We start from the raw sequence: 16934 nt of genomic DNA on the forward strand, positions 1-16934 counted from the left end.
GCACCGTGCCCGAGTTCTCCGACTTCGCCGCCAAGCTGCTGGTGCTCGACCAGCTCTGCTACGCGCTCAAGCTGCTCCCGCCCTACCCCGGCGACCAGCCCGACGACTACTCCCCGACCTACCGCAACCCCGAGGCCGTCGCCTACTACCGGGACCTGGTCATCCCGGACGAGGTGCTGGGGCGGGTCACCGAGGTGCTGCTCGACGGGGGCAACAGCATCTACTTCGACGTCGCCCCCCACTGGGACGGGGAGGACGACTCGTTCGACGTGCGGGAGTGGGGGGAGTTGGCCGCGCTGCCCGCGTTGGAGGTGGTGCGGTCGTCCGGGGTGGTGCCCGCGGCGGGCAGGCGGTTGTTGCGGGAGCGCGGGATCGTCGTGGACGACGACGCCGATGTCGCGGTGGTCAGCCGGGTCAGGACGTACCAGGTCGACGGGCGGCCGGTGCGGCTCTCGGTCGAGCACGGGTACGAGGACCTGGCCGAGGAGCTGGTCGCTCGGTTCGCGGGGGTGCCGGACGGGGAGGTGGTGCGGTTCGGGTGCGGGCGGTTCGTGATCGGGGTCGAGCGGGGGCGGGCCGCGGTGTTGTCGCCGCTGGTGTTCTGGGCGCACCCGGCCGAGCGGTGGCCTTGGCACACCAACCTGAGTCGGGTGTTCCGGTTGACGCGCGCGCAGCGGGCGATCACTGCGGCTGCTCCGCCGGACCTCGCCGACGGGGTGGACGTCGAGGTGGGCGCCGAGCGGGCTCGGCGGGTGGTGCTGCGGCGGCGGGAACCGGTGGACGGGCACTCCGGGTGGGAGGTGCGGGCCGATCCGGCCACCGGGGCCGGGGTGGTGACCAGGGCGTTGGGGTGCTTGGTCGGGTACCGGCCCGGGGCGTTGCCCGCGATCGCGCTGCCTCCGGGGGCGGTGGTGGCGCTGGACGTGGACGAGATCACTTCGGTGAGCGGTGGGGGAGCGGGGTAGGGCTCGGACGGCGTCGCCCTCGCGCTCGGCGACGCCGTCCGCCAAGTGCAGGTCCGCTAACGGGGTTCGGTCAGGACTGCCGCCGCACGTTCGCGCGTTCCGCGTCGCTGTCGGGTTCCTGCTCCAAACCCCGCAGCACCGCCTGCGCCTTCTCCTCCGGCAGGTTCGGCGGCAGCAGCGGCACGGCCGGGTCCACCACCGCCTCCACGACCACCGGGCGGTCGGCGGCGAACGCCTCGCGCCAGGCCTTGTCGAGCTGGTCCGGGGAGTCGACGCGGATGCCGCGCAGGCCCAGCAGTTCGGCGTGCGCCGCGTACGGGAACGCCGGGACCCGTTGTGACGCCGGGAAGCGCGGGTCGCCCTCCATCTCGCGCTGCTCCCAGGTGACCTCGTTCAGGTCCTGGTTGTGCAGCACCAGCACCACGAACCGCGGGTTGGACCAGGTGCGCCAGCGGTCGGCCAGGGTGATCAGCTCCAGCAGGCCGTTCATCTGCATCGCCCCGTCGCCGGCCAGCGCCACCACCGGGCGGTCCGGGGCGTCCAGCTTCGCCGCCAGGCCGTAGGGCAGGGCGCAGCCCATCGTGGCCAGGTAGCCGGAGGTGTGCGCGGGCGCGCCCGGTGGCAGGGCCAGGTGGCGGGCGTACCAGTAGGTGGAGGAGCCGACGTCCACCGCGACCCGCACGTCCGGCGGCAGGTGGGTGGACAGCTCGCGCACCACCAGCTCCGGGTTGAGCGGGGTCGCGGGGGTGTTCGCGCGGTCCTCGGCGACCTGGCGCCAGCGGGTGGTGGCGGTGGCGACCCGGCGCTCCCAGCTCCGGTCGGGGTTGCGGCGCAGGAGGGGGAGCAGGGCGCGCAGGGACTCGCGGGCGTCGCCGACCAGCGCGGCCTCCACCGGGTGCTTGCTGCCGACCACGCGGGCGTCGACGTCGATCTGCGCGGCGCGGACCCGGCCGGGCTCCGGGTAGAACTCGGTCCACGGGTCGTTGCTGCCCACGATCAGCAGCGTGTCGCACCCCGCCATCAGCTCGGCCGACGCGGTGGTGCCCAGGTGGCCCATGACGCCGGTGTGCCAGGGCGGCCCTTCCGGCAGGACCGGTTTGCCCAGCAGGGACGTGGTGACGCCCGCGCCGAGGGTCTCCACCAGCCTGGTGATCTCGTGCTCGGCGCCCGCCGCGCCGCGGCCGACGAGCAGGGCCACGCGGTGGCCTGCGTTGAGGACGTCTGCTGCCCGGCGCAGGTCGTCCTGGCGGGGGAGCACGCGCGGGCGGGCGGTGACGGCCGAGGAGGGGACCACGCCGTGGGTGTGCGGCGGGTCCTCGACGGCGTCGGCGCGCTGCACGTCGTGCGGCAGGACCAGGCAGGTCGGCACGCGTTCGGCGATCGCGGTGCGCATCGCGTTGTCCAGCAGCACCGGCAGCTGCTCGGGGGTGGAGACGGTCTGCAGGTAGCGTCCGCAGACGTCCTTGAACAGGGAGTGCAGGTCCACCTCCTGCAGGTAGCCGGTGCCCAGCGCGGTGGACACGACCTGACCGACCAGCGCGACGACCGGGCGGCGGTCGAGCTTGGCGTCGTAGAGGCCGTTGAGGAGGTGGATCGCGCCGGGGCCCTGGGTGGCCAGGCAGACGCCGACGTTCCCGGTGTACTTGGCGTGGCCGCAGGCGGCGAAGGCGGCCAGCTCCTCGTGGCGGGAGGGGATGAACTCCGGGTCGCCACCCGCGCGGTGCAGGGCGGCCAGGATCGGGTCGATGCCGTCGCCCGCGTAGCCGAAGACCCTGGGGACGTTCCAGGTGCGCAGGCGGCGGACGAGCGCGTCCGCGACGGTGCCGCTCATGCCACGTCCAGGACGGTCTTGAGCCAGCCCTCGGCGCGGCGGTCGAAGCTCTCGTACGCCTCGATCGCGGTGGTGGTGTCCGCGTGGCGGGTGATCAGCTCGGTGGGGTCGACGGCGCCGGAGACGACGGTGTCGAGCAGGTCGGGCAGGTAGCGGCGGTGGTTGCAGTTGCCCATGCGGAGGGTGAGGTTCTTGTTCATCGCCTCGCCGAGGGGGAAGCCGTCGAAACCCGGTGGGTAGACGCCGATGACGCCGATGCTCCCCGCCTTGGCGACCGCTTCGACGGCCCAGCGCAGCGCCTGGCTGGGGGCGTCGCCGGGGACCCACAGGTCGCCGTCCGGGTTGCTCTCGGAGGCGGCTCGCCCGCGTTCGCGCTCGAAGGTGTCGGCCAGTTCCTCGGCCCGCTCGGCCGCCGGACCGGTCTTCGGGCGCTGGGCGTCCACGCCGACGGCCTCGATCACGCGGTCGACGCCGATGCCGCCGGTCAGCTCCTTGACCAGGGCGACCGGGTCCTCGCGGGTGTAGTCGACGGTCTCCGCGTTCTGCTCGCGCGCCTTGTCCAGGCGGGAGGCGACGCCGTCGACCACGAGCACCCGGCCCGCGCCCTGGCGCTTGGCGGAGGCGATCGCGAACTGGCCGACCACGCCCGCGCCGAGCACGAGCACGCTGTCGCCGCGCCCGACCTCGGCCAGGCGGGCGCCGAACCAGGCGGTGGGGAAGATGTCGGAGAGCAGGATCGCCTGGTCGTCGGTGACCGCGTCCGGGACGCGCACCAGCGTGGTCATGGCGAACGGGACGCGCGCGTACTCGGCCTGGAGCCCGTCGACGGGGCCGGTGCTCTCGGGGCCGCCGAAGAAGCTGGTGCCCGCGCTCGGCCCGTTCGGGTTCGCGGTGTCGCACTGGGCGTAGTAGCCGGCCCGGCAGTACGAGCAGGTGCCGCACCCGATCGTGGAGGTGACGACCACCCGGTCACCGGGGGTGAACCCGCGCACGGCCGGTCCGACCTCCTCCACGACGCCGACCGCCTCGTGACCGAGGATGGTTCCGGGCACCATGCCGGGCATCGTGCCGCGCACCACGTGCAGGTCGGTGCCGCAGATCGCGCTGCGGGTGATCCGCACGATCGCGTCGGAGGGTTCGAGGATCTTGGGGTCGGGGACCTCGTCGAGCCGGATGTCCCCGACCCCGTGCCACACCACGGCCTTCACGCGCGACCTCCCCGCGCGAGGGCGCGTGCCAGCAGCCACACCAGCGCGGCGGCCACCGCGGTCAGCGCCGCCGAACGGGCGGTGACCAGGCGGAGCAGGGCCTTCTGGGCGTCCTGGTCCACCTCCCGCTCGTGCTCCCGGTCGTGCTCCAGGTCGTGCTGGGTGGGCGTCGTCCCGGTCTTGCTCGTCATCGCCGACCTCCTTCGTCGGCGACGGGCTACCCGCTGGAAATCGGGTGAACCGGACTTCGCCGACCGGGTGATCGGGGAGCGGCCGACCCGCGGTCAGGCGCGCGCGGTCGCGAAGACCAGGCCCTGGCTCAGCAGGGACGTGCTGCCCCGGACGTCGCGGGTGATCACCTTCAGGCGGTGCTGGCGGTCCGGGGTCAGGCCGGTCAGGGTGACCCGGGGGTCGGTGGTGGTCGTGACGAGGGCGCCGTCCAGGTAGACGTCGTAGCCCGCCGTGGCGGCCCACCAGGAGCGGCCCACCCAGGTCACCGTGGCGGTGGTCGGGGTGGTCTCGGCGACGGTCAGGTCGGTGGGGCGCAGGGGGCGGTCCGCGATGAACCCGAGGGACTGGATCGTGCCCAGGAGGTCGTTGCCGCCGGGGACGCGGGTGCACAGGGCGTCCAGCGGGGGCAGCGGAGCGCCGTCGTCGGACTTGGGGCGCAGGGACAGGGTGATGTCGCCGAGGCGGATCTCGTGCAGGCCCGGTGGGTCCAGTCGCAGCGGGGCCAGCGCCCCGGCCGCGTGCAGCCACGACCAGCCCTCGCCCGGCGCGAACGTCAGGTCCGCAGACACCTGCCTGGGGGATGGGCCGGTGATCGAGGCGGCCACCGTCGCCGTGCTGTCGCCGTCGACCCGGCCCTCGACCAGGTTGGTGATGTCCAGGTCCAGGTCCACGAAGGCGGTCTGGGCGTAGGAGACCGCGTTCGGCAGGGCGCCGACGTCGTCGGGCAGGAAACCGCCGAAGTGCACGCCCACCGGCACGGTCTGGCCGGTGGAGGTGGCGCAGGTGTAGGAGGTGACCAGGTCGGCGGGTGCGGCGGTCGCGGTCCCGGCGAGCGCGCCGGTGAGCAGCAGCGCCGCGACGGCGGCGGCAGGAGCACGGGTCATGGGGTTCTCCCTCGAAGTTCCTCGCCCACCACCAGTCTCGTCCCGGACCGGTGGTCCCGGCAGCGGTCAACCGGCGCAAGCGCGTCCGCCCGTACACCGGTCCCGGTCGCCGCGCGACGACCGGGACCGGGGGGTCTCACACCCAGACCTCTGGACCGCAGACCCCAGTGGCGAGGTTGCATATGTGGAAGTGCCGGAACGTGCCCTGCGGCGGGTAGAAGCTCCCACAGCCGCCCGCCGGGGTGGTGTAGTTGCCGCCCTTCTCCTGGCCGGCCACGATGGCGTAGGCGTAGTACACGCGGGTGGTCGAGCCGGAACCGGCGCACGCCGCGCCGCTGCCCGCGTTGACCGTGGCGCTCGAACCGGGGATCGTCGAGCTCGCCGCCTGCGCCGTCCCCGTCGCCGCGGTCAGCGCCAGGCCCAGGCTCAGGGCGGTGGTCAGCGCCGCCTTGCGGAGCAGGGCTCGGGTGTTCTTCTCCATCGTGCTCTCCTCGTCAGAACGGGTTGTGGCGGTGGTCGGTCGTTGCGGCGGAGGTCAGCAGGGATCGATGGTGCCGACCTGGTCCCACCCCATGCCGCTCGACTGCTCGGAGTAGGCGCCCGGCACGTCCCAGTGCGTGCCCCTCAGGTAGTTGATCCGCGCCCGCCTGCCCGGCGTCTGGTTGTTCTTCCACGACCCGTCGGTCGTGAACCACGGCATCGACAGCGCGTAGCGGCAGTCCTCGTACAGCAGGAGGTCGCCCTCGAAGTTCCTGAGGCTGTACGCGCAGAAGTTGTAGTAAGGGCAAGCGATCGCCCGTTCGTCCGGCCCAGCGAGCAGCAGCTCCACGCCCGGCGCCTCGATCCGGTCCGGCGCCACCCGCACGGCGTCGGGGCCGAGTGTCACCAGGTACGCCTCGGCTCTCGCTCGCAGGTCTCGCGCCTCGGCCGCCCCTGCCGTGCCGGGGAGCAGGGAGGCGATCAGGGCCAGAGCGGACAGCAGGCCGAGCGCCACCGCGATCAAGCGCTTGTGCTCCGCCACAGGTTCTCCTCCACCGTCGTGGCCCGCCTCGGTGACGGGTCCGGTGGACACGATGGGGCACCGGGTCGCCGCGATCCCGCCGCGTTTCGGCAATCGGCTGGTCAGCGGTCGTGCGGCGGCGGTGGGGAGGAGTAGGAACCGGGGCGGGGGTGGGGTCGTGTCGGTGGAGCTGCGCGTGCTCGGGCAGGTCGAGGTGCGGGTGAACGGCCGGGTGGTGCCGGTGGGGCACGCGCGGCAGCGGTGCGTGCTCGTGGCGCTGGTGGTGGAGGCGAACCGGGTGGTCCCGGTGGAGCGGCTGCTGGAGCGGGTGTGGGCGGATCGGGCTCCGCACAGAGCCCGGCAGGTGGTGGGCAACTACGTGTCGCGGTTGCGGCGCGCGCTGGCGGGTGAGGTGGTGATCGCGAGCCGGGGCGGCGGGTACGCGCTGGAGGTGGACCCGGACCTGGTCGACCTGCACCGGTTCCGGCGGCTCGTCGCGCGGGCGCGCGGCGGGGAGGTCGACGGGCTGGCCCTGCTGGAGGAGGCGGTCGGGTTGTGGCGCGGGGAGGCGTTCGGCGGGGTGGACACGCCGTGGATCGCCGCCGCCCGCGAAGGCCTGGAGCGGGAGCGGTTGGCCGCCGAGCTCGACCGCGTGGACCTGGCGCTCGCGCACGGCGGGCGGGGGGTGTCGTGCGCCGAGCTGGCCGAGCGGGCGGACGCGCACCCCTTGGACGAACGGGTCGCCGGGCAGCTGATGCTCGCCCTGTACCGCGATGGGCGCCAGGCCGAGGCGCTGCGGCGGTTCGACGGCATCCGCGCGCGGCTCGCCGACGAGGTCGGCGTCGATCCGGGGCGCCGGTTGCGCGAGCTGCACCTGCGGATGCTCGCCACCGATCGCGCGCTGGACGCGCCTGCCGCGCCGGACGTGCCCCGGCAACTGCCCGCGTCCCCGGTGCTCGCCGGACGCGTCGCCGAGCTGGCGCTGCTCGACCGGGCGCTCGCGGGAGCCTCCGGCACGCTGCTCGTCTCGGCGATCGGCGGTGCGGGCGGGATCGGCAAGACCTGGCTGGCGCTGGCGTGGGCGCACCGCCACCTGGACGAGTTCCCCGACGGGCAGCTCTTCGTGGACCTGCGCGGGTTCAGCCCCTCGGCGGAGCCGGTCGCCCCGGACGTGGTGGTGCGCGGTTTCCTCGACGCGCTCGGCGTGGCGCCAGGCCGGGCGCCCGCCGACCCGGACGCGCGGGCCGCGCTGTACCGGAGCCTGGTCGCCGGGCGGCGGGTGCTGGTCGTGCTGGACAACGCGGCCACCGCCGAGCAGGTCGTCCCGCTGCTGCCGGGCAGCCCGAGCTGCGCGGTGCTGGTCACCTGCCGCCCCGCGCTCGCCTCCCTGATCGACCGGCACGGCGCCCGGCACCTCGCGCTGGGCGTGCTGGGCCGCGCCGACGCCAGGGCCCTGCTGGCCGCGCGCGTGGGCGCCGAGCGGGCCGCCGCCGAGGCCGAGGCCGTCGACGGGCTGGTCGAGCTGTGCGGCGGGCACCCGCTGGCCCTGTCGATCACCGCGCGCAATGCCGCCACCCGCCCGCTGGCCGAGGTGGAGGCGGAACTGCGGGAGCTGGGGCTCGGGGCGCTCGCCCACGGCACCGACCCGGCCGCCAGCCTGCCCTCGGTCCTCTCCTGGTCCCTGCGCGGGCTCACCGATCACCAGCGCACCGCGTTCGCCCTGCTCGGCGCGGCCCCCGGCCCGGACACCGCCACGCCCGCCGCCGCCGCGCTCCTCGACCTCCCGCCGGTCCACGCGCGCGAGGTCCTCACCGCGCTGGTGGAGGCGTCCCTGCTCGACCGGCGGCCGGGCGGTCGGTACGCGATGCACGACCTGGTGCGCGGCTACGCGCACGTCCTCGCCCGCGACCTGCCCGAGGACGTGCGCGGCCCTGCGCTGGCGCGGGTGTTGGACTTCCACGTGCACACCGCGTTCGCCGCCGACCGCCTGCTGGACCCGCACCGCCCGCTCGTGCGCCCCGACCCGCCCGCCCCCGGCGCGGACCCGCTGCCGCTGCCCGACGCCGAGACCGCCACGGCCTGGCTGCGCGCCGAGCACCCCACCCTGCTGGCTGCCCAGCGCGCGGCGGCCGACCTCGGCCACCACCACGCGGTCTGGCACCTCGCCCGCGCGCTGGACACCTTCCACCGCAGGCAGGGCCGCCGCGACGACGCGCTCGCCGCGTGGCGGGCCGCGCTCACCGCCGCCGGGCGCCTGCCGGACCCCTCCGCGCGCAGCCGCGCCCACCGCAACCTCGGCCGCGCCTGCGCGCGCGTCGGCCTGCACGGGCAAGCCGCCTGGCACCTGGAGCGGGCGCTCGCCCTGGCCGTGCGCCACCACGACCTGGCCGAGCAGGCGCACACCCACCAGCAGCTCGCGATCGCCGGGGGCCAGCGGGGCGAGGAGCGGTGGGCGGTGGCGCAGGCCGAGCGGGCCGCCGACCTCTACCGCGCACTCGGGCAGCCGGTGTGGGAGGGGGACGCGCTCAACGTGGCGGGCTGGTTCGCCGCCCTGCTGGGGGAGCTCGACGTCGCGCGCGGGCACTGCGCCGCCGCGCTCGCCCTGTTCCGCCGCCACCACCACCCGGACGGCGAGGCCGCCGCCCTGGACAGCCTCGCGCTGGTCACCCACCGCGCGGGCGACCACCGGGCGGCCGTCGAGCACTACCGGCGGGCCCTCGCGCTGTTCCGCGAGCGCGGCGACACCTACGAGGTCGCGAACACCCTCGACCGCGCGGGCCACCCGCACGTCGCGCTGGGGCGGTGCGACCGGGCCCGCGAGGTCTGGCGGGAAGCCGAGCGGCTGTACCGGGAGCAGGGGCGGGCCGAGGACGTCGAGCGGGTCGTGCGGCAGCTCGACGCCCTCGGCGGGTGCTGACCCCGGCGCCTCACGGGTTCGGGAAGCCCTTGGCCACCGCGATGTTGCCCGACAGCCGCTCGCCCGCCTCGTAGATCATGTACTCCACGCCGCCGTCGCTGCCGAACGCCGGGGCCGCGCACCGGCCGTTGTCCGGGAAGCCCGGCAGCGGCGCGTTGAACACGCCCATGTGCCTGCGCTTGGTGAAGTCCTTGCCGACCTCGGTGATGCGCATCGTGCCGCCGGACGCCTTGTCGCAGTGGTAGATCACGTACGTGGTGCCGTTGCGCTCGACCACGGCGGGCGCGCCGAGGTTCTGCACGCCGAGGTCCTGCGGGCGCACCAGCGGGGTCTGCGCGATGGTCCAGGACCGGCCGTCCTTCGAGTGGCCCCAGCCGATCGAGCGGCGGTTCGCGGTGGTGTTGATCATGAAAACCATCACGTACCGGGCGCCGTTCGGCAGGTCGTGGCGGAACACCCTGGCGTACGACGCCTCCGTCGCGCCCGCGGGGAGCATCGCGGTCGTGAGCACCACGCGGTCGTAGGTGAAGTTGATCCCGTCCTTGGACCGCGCGAGCCGCGTCGTCGTGTTCTCGCCGTGGAAGTACAGCCACATCTCCGCCACGTCCTCGTTCCACAGCACGTGCGGCGACGAGACGTGGCTGACGTCGTAGTGATCCCCCCACTTCCGCGAGACGATCGGATTTCCCCGGTACTCGGTGTACGGACCCGCCAGGGAATCCGAGTAGGCCAGGCACACGCCGCCGGGCGCGTCGTGCGGCGCGTAGTAGAGGTAGAACCTGCCCAGCGCGCCGGACACCCGGCCCACCGTGCCGCGCACGCTCGGGAAGATCAGCTCACCGGTGGGGTTGTACGCGAGCTTCCCCTTGTCCAGGGCCAATCCCTGGTACCGGTAGTTCGGGAAACCCGGCGGCTCGGCCGCCGCCGTCCCCGTCGCCAACCCGGCTCCGCCGACCACCCCGACCCCGCCGACCACGGCGGCGCGCAGCACTCCCCTGCGGGACAGCTCGCCCATGCCCGTCGCCCCTTCGTCGCTGACGTGATCCGCACAGTCTTCGCGGCACCACCCCGCCGCCGTCAAGGTGCTAATACGTATTAGTTCCCCTATTCGTCGATTCACCGGCAATCCGGGGTGAATCGTTGACTTCCCGCCGATCACCGTCCAGTCTCCTGCTGATCCGCAATGGCGCGAAGGAGCTGGCAATGCCGCCCAGGCCGAGGCAGGCCGACATCGCGAAGCTCGCCGGGGTGTCCCAGGCGACCGTCTCGGTCGTCCTCGGGGGCAACCGGTCCAACCTGCGCATGGCCGAGAGCACCCGCACGCGGGTGCTCGCCGCCGCCGAGGAGCTGGGCTACGTGCCCGACCCCGTGGCGACCCGGCTCGCCTCGCGCCGCAACAACATCCTCGGCGTCTACACCTTCACCCCGACCTTCCCCACCGACATCGCCGACTCCTACCACCCGATCCTGACCGGCGTGGAGGAGCAGGCCGCCGCGCTCGGGCAGGACCTGCTGCTGTTCACCGGCGCGGCGGGCCGCGCGCACGACAGCCGCGAGCTGCGGCGCACCCGCATCGCCGACGGGTGCCTGTTCTTCGGCAGGCACGTGCCGGTCGACGCGGTCGCCCCCCTGGTGGCAGAGGGGTTCCCGCTGGTCCACATAGGACGGCGGGACGAGCTCGAAGGCGGCATCCCGCACGTCGGCGCGGACTACGTCACCGCCTCCGCCGCCGTGGTCGAGCACCTGAGGTCGTTGGGGCACACCAACATCCGGTACGTGCGCGAGCACGACGACGCCCCCTCGTCCACCGACCGCGAACGCGGCGCGGGCCTTACGCAGGTCACCCGCACCGACGGCGGCGACCTCACCGCCGACACCGTCCGCTCCTGGATCGCGGGCGGCACCACCGCGCTCGTCGTGGAGGAGACCGACACCTGCGCCGCCTACCTCGCCGTGCGCCGGGCCATCCGCGACGCCGGGCTCCGCGTCCCCGACGACCTGTCCCTCGCCGTGCTGGGCCGCCCGCCCGACGACGAGGCCGTCACCGGGTTCGAGGTGCCCCGGCACGAGATGGGCCGCGCCGCCGTGCGCCTGCTCGTCGACCTGGTCACCCGCGCCACCACCCCCGACTCCCCGCAGGCCAGGCGCCTGCTCGCCTGCGCGCCCGTCCAGGGCGCGAGCACCGACCGCAGGAAGGGCCCATGACCGAGATCCGCACCGAAGTCCTCGTCGTCGGCGGCGGGCTGGGCGGCGTCGCCGCCGCGCTGGCCGCCGCGTCCGCCGGGCGCCGCGTCGTGCTCACCGAGGAGACCGACTGGATCGGCGGGCAGCTCACCGCCCAGGGCGTGCCGCCCGACGAGCACCCGTGGATCGAGAGCTTCGGCGCCACCGCCTCCTACCGGCGGCTGCGCCGGGGCATCCGCGACTACTACCGCGCCCACTACCCGCTGCGCGCCGAGGCCCTGGGACTGGACGCGCTCAACCCCGGCGCGGGCCGCGTCTCCAAGCTGTGCCACGAACCGCGCGTCGCGCTCGCCGTCCTGGAGTCGATGCTCGCCCCGCACCGCAGCGCCGGGCGGCTGACCGTGCTGCTGGAGCACCGGCCCACCTCGGCCGAGACCAGTGGCGACCGGGTCGACGCGGTCACCCTCACCGGGCCGGACGGGGACGTGGTGGTGCGCTTCGACCTCGTCCTGGACGCCACCGAGGGCGGTGACCTGCTGCCGATGGCGGGCGTGGAGTTCGCGGTGGGCGCGGAGTCCCGCGACGAGCACGACGAGCCGCACGCCCCCGAGGTCGCGGACCCGGCGAACCTGCAGGGCATCACCTACTGCTTCGCCCTGTCCCACCACGCGGGCGAGGACCACACGATCGACCGGCCGGAGATGTACGACTTCTGGTGCTCCTACCGGCCCGAGTTCTGGCCGGGGCCGCTGCTGGGGCTGCTCGCGCCCGACCCGCGCACCCTGGAACCGGTGCCGCGCACGTTCGTCCCCAACCCGGAGGGCGACCCGCTGGCGGTCAGCGCGGACCAGAGCGCGGACGCCGGGGACAAGGAGCTGTGGGGCTTCCGCCGCATCCTGGCGCGCGGCCTGCACCGCGACGGCGCGTTCGACTCGGACATCACCCTGGTCAACTGGCCGCTCAACGACTACTGGCTGCGGCCCGCGCTGGAGATCGACGGCGTCAGCACCGCCGAGGACGTGGCCCTCGCCCACCACGAGGCCAAGCAGCTGTCCAAGTCGGTGCTCTACTGGTTGCAGACCGAGCTGGGCTTCCCCGGCCTGAAGCTGCGGCACGACGTCATGGGCAGCCGCGACGGGCTCGCGAAATCGGCGTACGTCAGGGAATCGCGGCGGATCAAGGCGGTCACCACGGTCACCGAGCACGACGTGTCGCTGGCGCTCCTCGGGCCGCACGGGCGCAAGTCGCACCCGGACTCGGTGGGCGTGGGCAGCTACCGCATCGACCTGCACCCGTCGACCTCCGGCGACGGGTACGTGGACGTGGCCAGCACGCCGTTCGAGATCCCGCTGGGCGCGCTGCTGCCGCGGCGGGTGGAGAACCTGCTGCCCGCGGCCAAGAACATCGGCACCACGCACATCACCAACGGCTGCTACCGGCTGCACCCGGTGGAGTGGAACGCGGGCGAGGTCGCCGGCCACCTGGCCGCGTTCGCGCTGCGCGAGGGGATCAGCCCGCGCGCGGTGCGGGAGCGGCGCTTCGACGAGTTCGCGCGGGTGCTGGACCGGGCCGGGGTCCAGCGCCACTGGCCCGACGTCAGGGGGTACTGATGAGCGAGGACAACGAGGTCCGAGCGGGCGGGGTGCGGATCGGCGTCGACGTCGGCGGCACGTTCACCGACGCGGTCGCCGTCGACGCGGCCACCTTCGCCCTGCTGGGCAAGGTGAAGGTCCCCACCAGCCACGACCACCCGGACGGCGTCGCGCACGGCATCCTGCGCGCCCTGGAGGAGCTGCGCGCGGCCACCGGGGTCGACCTGGCGCGGGTGTCGTTCCTGGCGCACGGCACCACCCAGGCCACCAACGCCCTCCTGGAGGGCGACGTCGCCGTGGTCGGCATCGCCGGGATCGGCTCCGGCTTCGACGGCTGGGCCACCGCGCGGCTCAAGTCGTTGCGCAGGCTGGAACTGGCGCCCGGCCGCCCGCTGCCGATCCGCTACGCCGCCGTCACCGACCCGGCCGACCCGGTCGTGGTCAAGTCGGCCGTCGAGGCGCTGCACCGCGACGGCGCCCAGGTCGTGGTCGCGGTCGAGCCGTTCAGCGTCGACGACCCGCTGGGGGAGCGCGCCGTGGTCGCCCAGGCCCGCGAGCAGGGGCTCCCGGCGACCGCGACGCACGAGATCACCGGCCTGTACGGGCTGGCCAAGCGCGCCCGCACGGCCGTCCTCAACGCCGGGATCATGCCGCGCATGACCGAGACGGCCGACCTGGTCGACCGCAGCGTCGCCGCCGCCGGGATCACCGCGCCGCTGATGGTGGTGCGCGGCGACGGCGGCGTCATGTCCGTCGCCGAGATGCGCAAGCGCCCGCTGCTCACCGCGCTGTCCGGACCGGCCGCGGGCGTCGCGGGCGCGCTGATGGGGGAGCGGCTCAGCGAGGGGGTCTTCCTGGAGACCGGTGGCACCTCCACCGACGTCTCGGTGGTGCGCCGGGGCAAGGTGCAGGTCCGGCACGCCAGGCTGGGCGGTCGGGAGACGTACCTGCCCGCGCTGGACGTGCGCACCGTCGGCGTCGGCGGCGGCTCCATGGTCCGGGTCTCCGGCGGCGCGGTCACGGACGTCGGGCCGCGCAGCGCGCACATCGCCGGGCTGCCGTATGCCTGCTTCGCCGACCCCGGCGCGCTGGACGGCGCCGAACTGGTGCGCCTGGCGCCCCGCGACGGCGACCCGGCCGACTACGTCGCGCTGGAGGTCCCCGGCGGCGGCAGGTTCGCGCTCACCACCACCTGCGCGGCCAACGCGCTCGGCGTCGTCCCCGAGGACGCCTACGCGCTCGCCGACCCCGGCACCGCCCGCGCCGCGATCGCCGTGCTCGCCGCCGACCTCGGCACGACCGTCGAGGAAACCGCGAAAGCGGTGCTGCGCAAGGCGATCGCACCGGTCAAGGCCGTGGTGGACCAGCTCGTGGACGCCTACCGGCTCGACCGCTCCGCCCTCACCCTGGTCGGCGGCGGCGGGGGAGCGGCGGCGATCACCCCGTTCCTCGGCGCCCAGTCCACCGCGGACTGGCGGATCGCGGCGCACAGCGAGGTGATCAGCCCGCTCGGCGCGGCGCTGGCCCTGGTGCGCGAGTCGGTGGAGCGGATCGTGCCCGATCCCGGCCACGCCGACGTGCTCGCGGTGCGCGCCGAGGCCGAACGGGCCGTCATCGCGCAGGGCGCCGACCCCGCCGGGGTGGACGTGGACGTGGTGGTCGACCCGCGGCGCAACCTGATCCGCGCCGTCGCCACCGGCGCCACCGAGCTGCGCGCCAAGGACCGCGCCCTGGTCGTCGACGAGGACGCGGTCCGGGCGGCCGTCGCCCGCAGCCTGGACGTGTCCGCAGACCGGGTCGCCCGCCTCACCGACACCGGGCACCACGCGGTGTGGGGCGCGGACGTCCGCCGCAAGGGCCTGCTCGGCCTCGGCCGCACCACCCGGCACGTGCGCGTGGTCGACCGGGAGGGCGTGGTGCGCCTGCACGCGGCGGGCGCGCACGTCGTCGGGACCACCGTCGCCCGCGCCACGGGCGAGCTGGCCGCCGCGGTGGACGAGCACACCTCCCACGGCGACGGCGGCTCCCGCGCGCCCGCCGTGTCGCTGCTGGTCGGCGCGAAGATCGCCGACCTGTCCGGGGTGCTGGACCGGGACCAGCTCGTCGCGCTGATCGGCGCCGAGCTGTCCGCGCGCGGCCCGGACGAGCCGGTCGTGGCGATCGTGGAGGACCGGCGGTGAGCGACGAGGACCTCGCGGTCGCGCTGCTGGCCGCCACCCCCACCCACGAGGACCGCGACCCCGCGCTGCTGCGGCGCTGGGCGCGCGCCGCCCTGGAGTTCGGCGACGAGCTGGCCGCCCGCCCGTTCCCGGCGGACGTGCGGGTGGTCGAGCGGGACGGCGGGGTGCGCGACGGCGAGGTGGTGCTGGCCGAGTACCACCGCCGCACCGGAGCGGCCACGGTCTACACCGACGCCCTGCGCCGGGTGCGCGAGGTCGCGCGGCGGCGGGGCTGGGCCGTCGACCCCGGCGCCCTGCGCGCCGCCGCCGTCGCCCACGAGGTCGCCCACCACCGGCTGCACGGCCCGCTCGCCCGCGAGCTCAAGCGCCGCCTGGGGCACCACGCCCTCCGGCTCGGCCGGGTGCGCGTGCTCGGCCACGTCGCGGGCGCCGACGAGGTCGTCGCGCACCGCTACGCCCACCGGGTCAGCGGCCTGGACCGCAGCCCGCTCGCGCTGACCGCGGCACTCGCGGACAGCCTCGCCCTCGTCGCGCAAGGAGGCTGATCGATGGGGATCGCCGTGCTGGCCGTGATGGCCATCGGGGTCGCGCTGATGCTCACCCGCGTCCTGCCCACCGCGTTCGCGCTCGGGCTGCTCGCCGTGGTGATCGCCCTGCTGTCCGGGGCGTCGCTCACGGGCAAGGAGAACAGCGTCACCGCCGTGCTGCAGAACGGGTCCGCGCTGCTGGCCACCACGATGATCGCGGTGCTGCTCGGCTCGTGGCTGGGCACGCTCATGTCCGAGACCGGCATCGCGGCCACGCTCGTGCGCAAGATCGTCGAGTTCGGCGGCGAGCGGCCCGCCGTGGTGGCGCTCGGGGTGTACGCGGTGGCGGTGCTGTGCGGGTCGATCACCGGTTCCGCGCCCGCCGCGATGCTCGCGGGCGTGGTCGGCATCCCGGCGATGATCGCCGTGGGGGTGCCGCCGGTGGTGGCGGGCGGCACGGTCCTGATGGGGCTGGCGACCGGGCTGCCGGTGGAGCTGATCGGCTGGCAGTTCCTGTCCGACGCGGTGGACCTGCCGCTGGAGCAGGTGCGGGCGTTCCAGCTGAAGGTGTTCCCGATCGCGCTGGTGGTCGGCGTCGCCTACGTGCTGGTGGAGGTGCGGCGCAGGGGAGCGCGGCACGCGTGGGCGGTGCGGGCGGCCACGGCCAGGCGGGCGCGGCGCGGGGACGCGCCCTGGTACGCGCTGGTCGCGCCGCTGCTGCCGATCGTGCTGGCGCTCGGGTTCGAGCTGCCGATCGTGCCCTCGCTGCTGGCGGGCGTGGTCTTCGCCCTGCTCACCACGACCCGGCCGGGGAGGCTGGGGGAGACGGCGATGCGCTCGCTGTACCGCGCGTTCGACGTGGCCGCGCCGCCGCTGGTGCTGTTCGTCGCGATCGGGATGCTCCTGTCGGCGGTGCGCCTGCCGGGCGCGGTGGCGGCGCTGGAGCCGGTGGTGTCCGCGGTCAGCCCGTCGGGGCCGGTGCTGTTCGTGCTGGTGTTCGCGCTGCTGGTGCCGCTGTGCCTGTACCGGGGGCCGCTGAACGTGTACGGGCTCGGCGCGGGCATCGCCGGGGTGCTGGCCGGGGGAGGGGTGTACCCGGTTCCGGCGGTGCTGGGGCTGATGTCGTCGTACGGGCAGGTGCTGTGCGTGTCGGACCCGACGAGCACGCAGACGGTGTGGAGCGCGCAGTACGCGGGCGTGCGGCCGGAGAAGGTGATGGCGTCGACGCTGCCTTACACGTGGGTGATGGCGGTGGGGGTGCTGACGTTGACGTCGGTGCTGTTCCTGGGCTGAGCGGGGGCGCCCCCGGTGCGGCGGGCCGGGGCCGGGGGCAGCTTGGAATAAGTTGGAATCACATACCACGATGGCTTCAGTGCTGGATGAAATAAAGTCGGACGACCGGTACCCCGCCACGT

At 74.8% G+C, this 16934-nt stretch carries 14 protein-coding genes; 7 read left to right on the forward strand and 7 right to left on the reverse strand.

The annotated features are described in order from the left end of the window. Positions 1–5 precede the first annotated feature (5 nt). Entirely contained in the window at positions 6–965 is a 960-nt protein-coding gene (locus tag CNX65_RS17100; RefSeq protein WP_157767693.1) for a DUF6892 domain-containing protein, read from the forward strand. A 70-nt stretch (positions 966–1035) separates the two neighbouring features. On the opposite strand, the gene CNX65_RS17105 is transcribed toward CNX65_RS17100, so the two are convergent. The 6 genes from CNX65_RS17105 to CNX65_RS17130 all read right to left on the reverse strand — a co-directional run bounded on the left by CNX65_RS17105 (position 1036) and on the right by CNX65_RS17130 (position 6140). Next, positions 1036–2796, reverse strand: coding sequence for a thiamine pyrophosphate-requiring protein (locus tag CNX65_RS17105; protein ID WP_096494272.1), 1761 nt, complete (start codon positions 2794–2796; stop codon positions 1036–1038). Continuing rightward, a complete protein-coding gene (locus CNX65_RS17110; RefSeq protein ID WP_096494274.1) occupies positions 2793–4004 on the reverse strand; it encodes a zinc-dependent alcohol dehydrogenase in 1212 nt (403 codons plus the stop codon). Before CNX65_RS17110 ends, CNX65_RS17105 begins: the two co-directional genes overlap by 4 nt. Further along, on the reverse strand, positions 4001–4195 hold the full coding sequence (locus tag CNX65_RS17115; RefSeq protein WP_096494276.1) for a hypothetical protein: 195 nt from the start codon (positions 4193–4195) through the stop codon (positions 4001–4003). The genes CNX65_RS17110 and CNX65_RS17115 overlap by 4 nt, the downstream gene beginning before the upstream one ends. Before the next feature lie 93 nt (positions 4196–4288). Continuing rightward, the gene (locus CNX65_RS17120) at positions 4289–5119 is read right to left on the reverse strand and encodes a DUF6801 domain-containing protein (protein ID WP_096494278.1); all 831 of its coding nucleotides are present in this window, start codon (positions 5117–5119) and stop codon (positions 4289–4291) included. A gap of 136 nt (positions 5120–5255) precedes the next feature. Further along, a complete protein-coding gene (locus CNX65_RS17125; RefSeq protein WP_096494280.1) occupies positions 5256–5600 on the reverse strand; it encodes a hypothetical protein in 345 nt (114 codons plus the stop codon). A gap of 54 nt (positions 5601–5654) precedes the next feature. Continuing rightward, complete coding sequence (locus CNX65_RS17130) at positions 5655–6140, reverse strand: hypothetical protein (RefSeq protein WP_096494282.1); 486 nt, start codon at positions 6138–6140, stop codon at positions 5655–5657. Between the two features lie 157 nt (positions 6141–6297). On the opposite strand from CNX65_RS17130, the gene CNX65_RS17135 reads away from it, so the two are divergent. Further along, positions 6298–9036 carry an AfsR/SARP family transcriptional regulator gene (locus tag CNX65_RS17135; protein WP_232519875.1) on the forward strand — a complete coding sequence of 913 codons (2739 nt, stop codon included), beginning with the start codon at positions 6298–6300 and terminating at the stop codon, positions 9034–9036. Between the two features lie 10 nt (positions 9037–9046). Here CNX65_RS17135 and CNX65_RS17140 read toward each other — a convergent pair whose 3' ends face one another. After that, the gene (locus CNX65_RS17140; protein ID WP_096494284.1) at positions 9047–10051 is read right to left on the reverse strand and encodes a glycoside hydrolase family protein; all 1005 of its coding nucleotides are present in this window, start codon (positions 10049–10051) and stop codon (positions 9047–9049) included. Between the two features lie 188 nt (positions 10052–10239). Between CNX65_RS17140 and CNX65_RS17145 the strand changes: the two genes are divergently transcribed. The 5 genes from CNX65_RS17145 to CNX65_RS17165 are packed head-to-tail and all read left to right on the forward strand — an operon-like array spanning position 10240 to position 16812. Further along, positions 10240–11241 carry a LacI family DNA-binding transcriptional regulator gene (locus CNX65_RS17145; protein ID WP_096494286.1) on the forward strand — a complete coding sequence of 334 codons (1002 nt, stop codon included), beginning with the start codon at positions 10240–10242 and terminating at the stop codon, positions 11239–11241. After that, positions 11238–12830: an FAD-dependent oxidoreductase gene (locus tag CNX65_RS17150; RefSeq protein WP_096494288.1), complete on the forward strand. Its 1593-nt coding sequence runs from the start codon at positions 11238–11240 to the stop codon at positions 12828–12830. Before CNX65_RS17145 ends, CNX65_RS17150 begins: the two co-directional genes overlap by 4 nt. Then, positions 12830–14992, forward strand: a complete 2163-nt coding sequence (locus tag CNX65_RS17155; protein WP_096494290.1) for a hydantoinase/oxoprolinase family protein — start codon at positions 12830–12832, stop codon at positions 14990–14992. Before CNX65_RS17150 ends, CNX65_RS17155 begins: the two co-directional genes overlap by 1 nt. Continuing rightward, positions 14989–15537, forward strand: a complete 549-nt coding sequence (locus CNX65_RS17160; RefSeq protein ID WP_096494292.1) for a hypothetical protein — start codon at positions 14989–14991, stop codon at positions 15535–15537. Before CNX65_RS17155 ends, CNX65_RS17160 begins: the two co-directional genes overlap by 4 nt. Positions 15538–15540: 3 nt before the next feature. Beyond that, positions 15541–16812, forward strand: a complete 1272-nt coding sequence (locus CNX65_RS17165; protein WP_096494294.1) for a transporter — start codon at positions 15541–15543, stop codon at positions 16810–16812. Positions 16813–16934 lie beyond the last annotated feature (122 nt).

Source organism: Actinosynnema pretiosum (assembly GCF_002354875.1).
GTDB classification, from domain to species: Bacteria; Actinomycetota; Actinomycetes; order Mycobacteriales; family Pseudonocardiaceae; genus Actinosynnema; species Actinosynnema auranticum.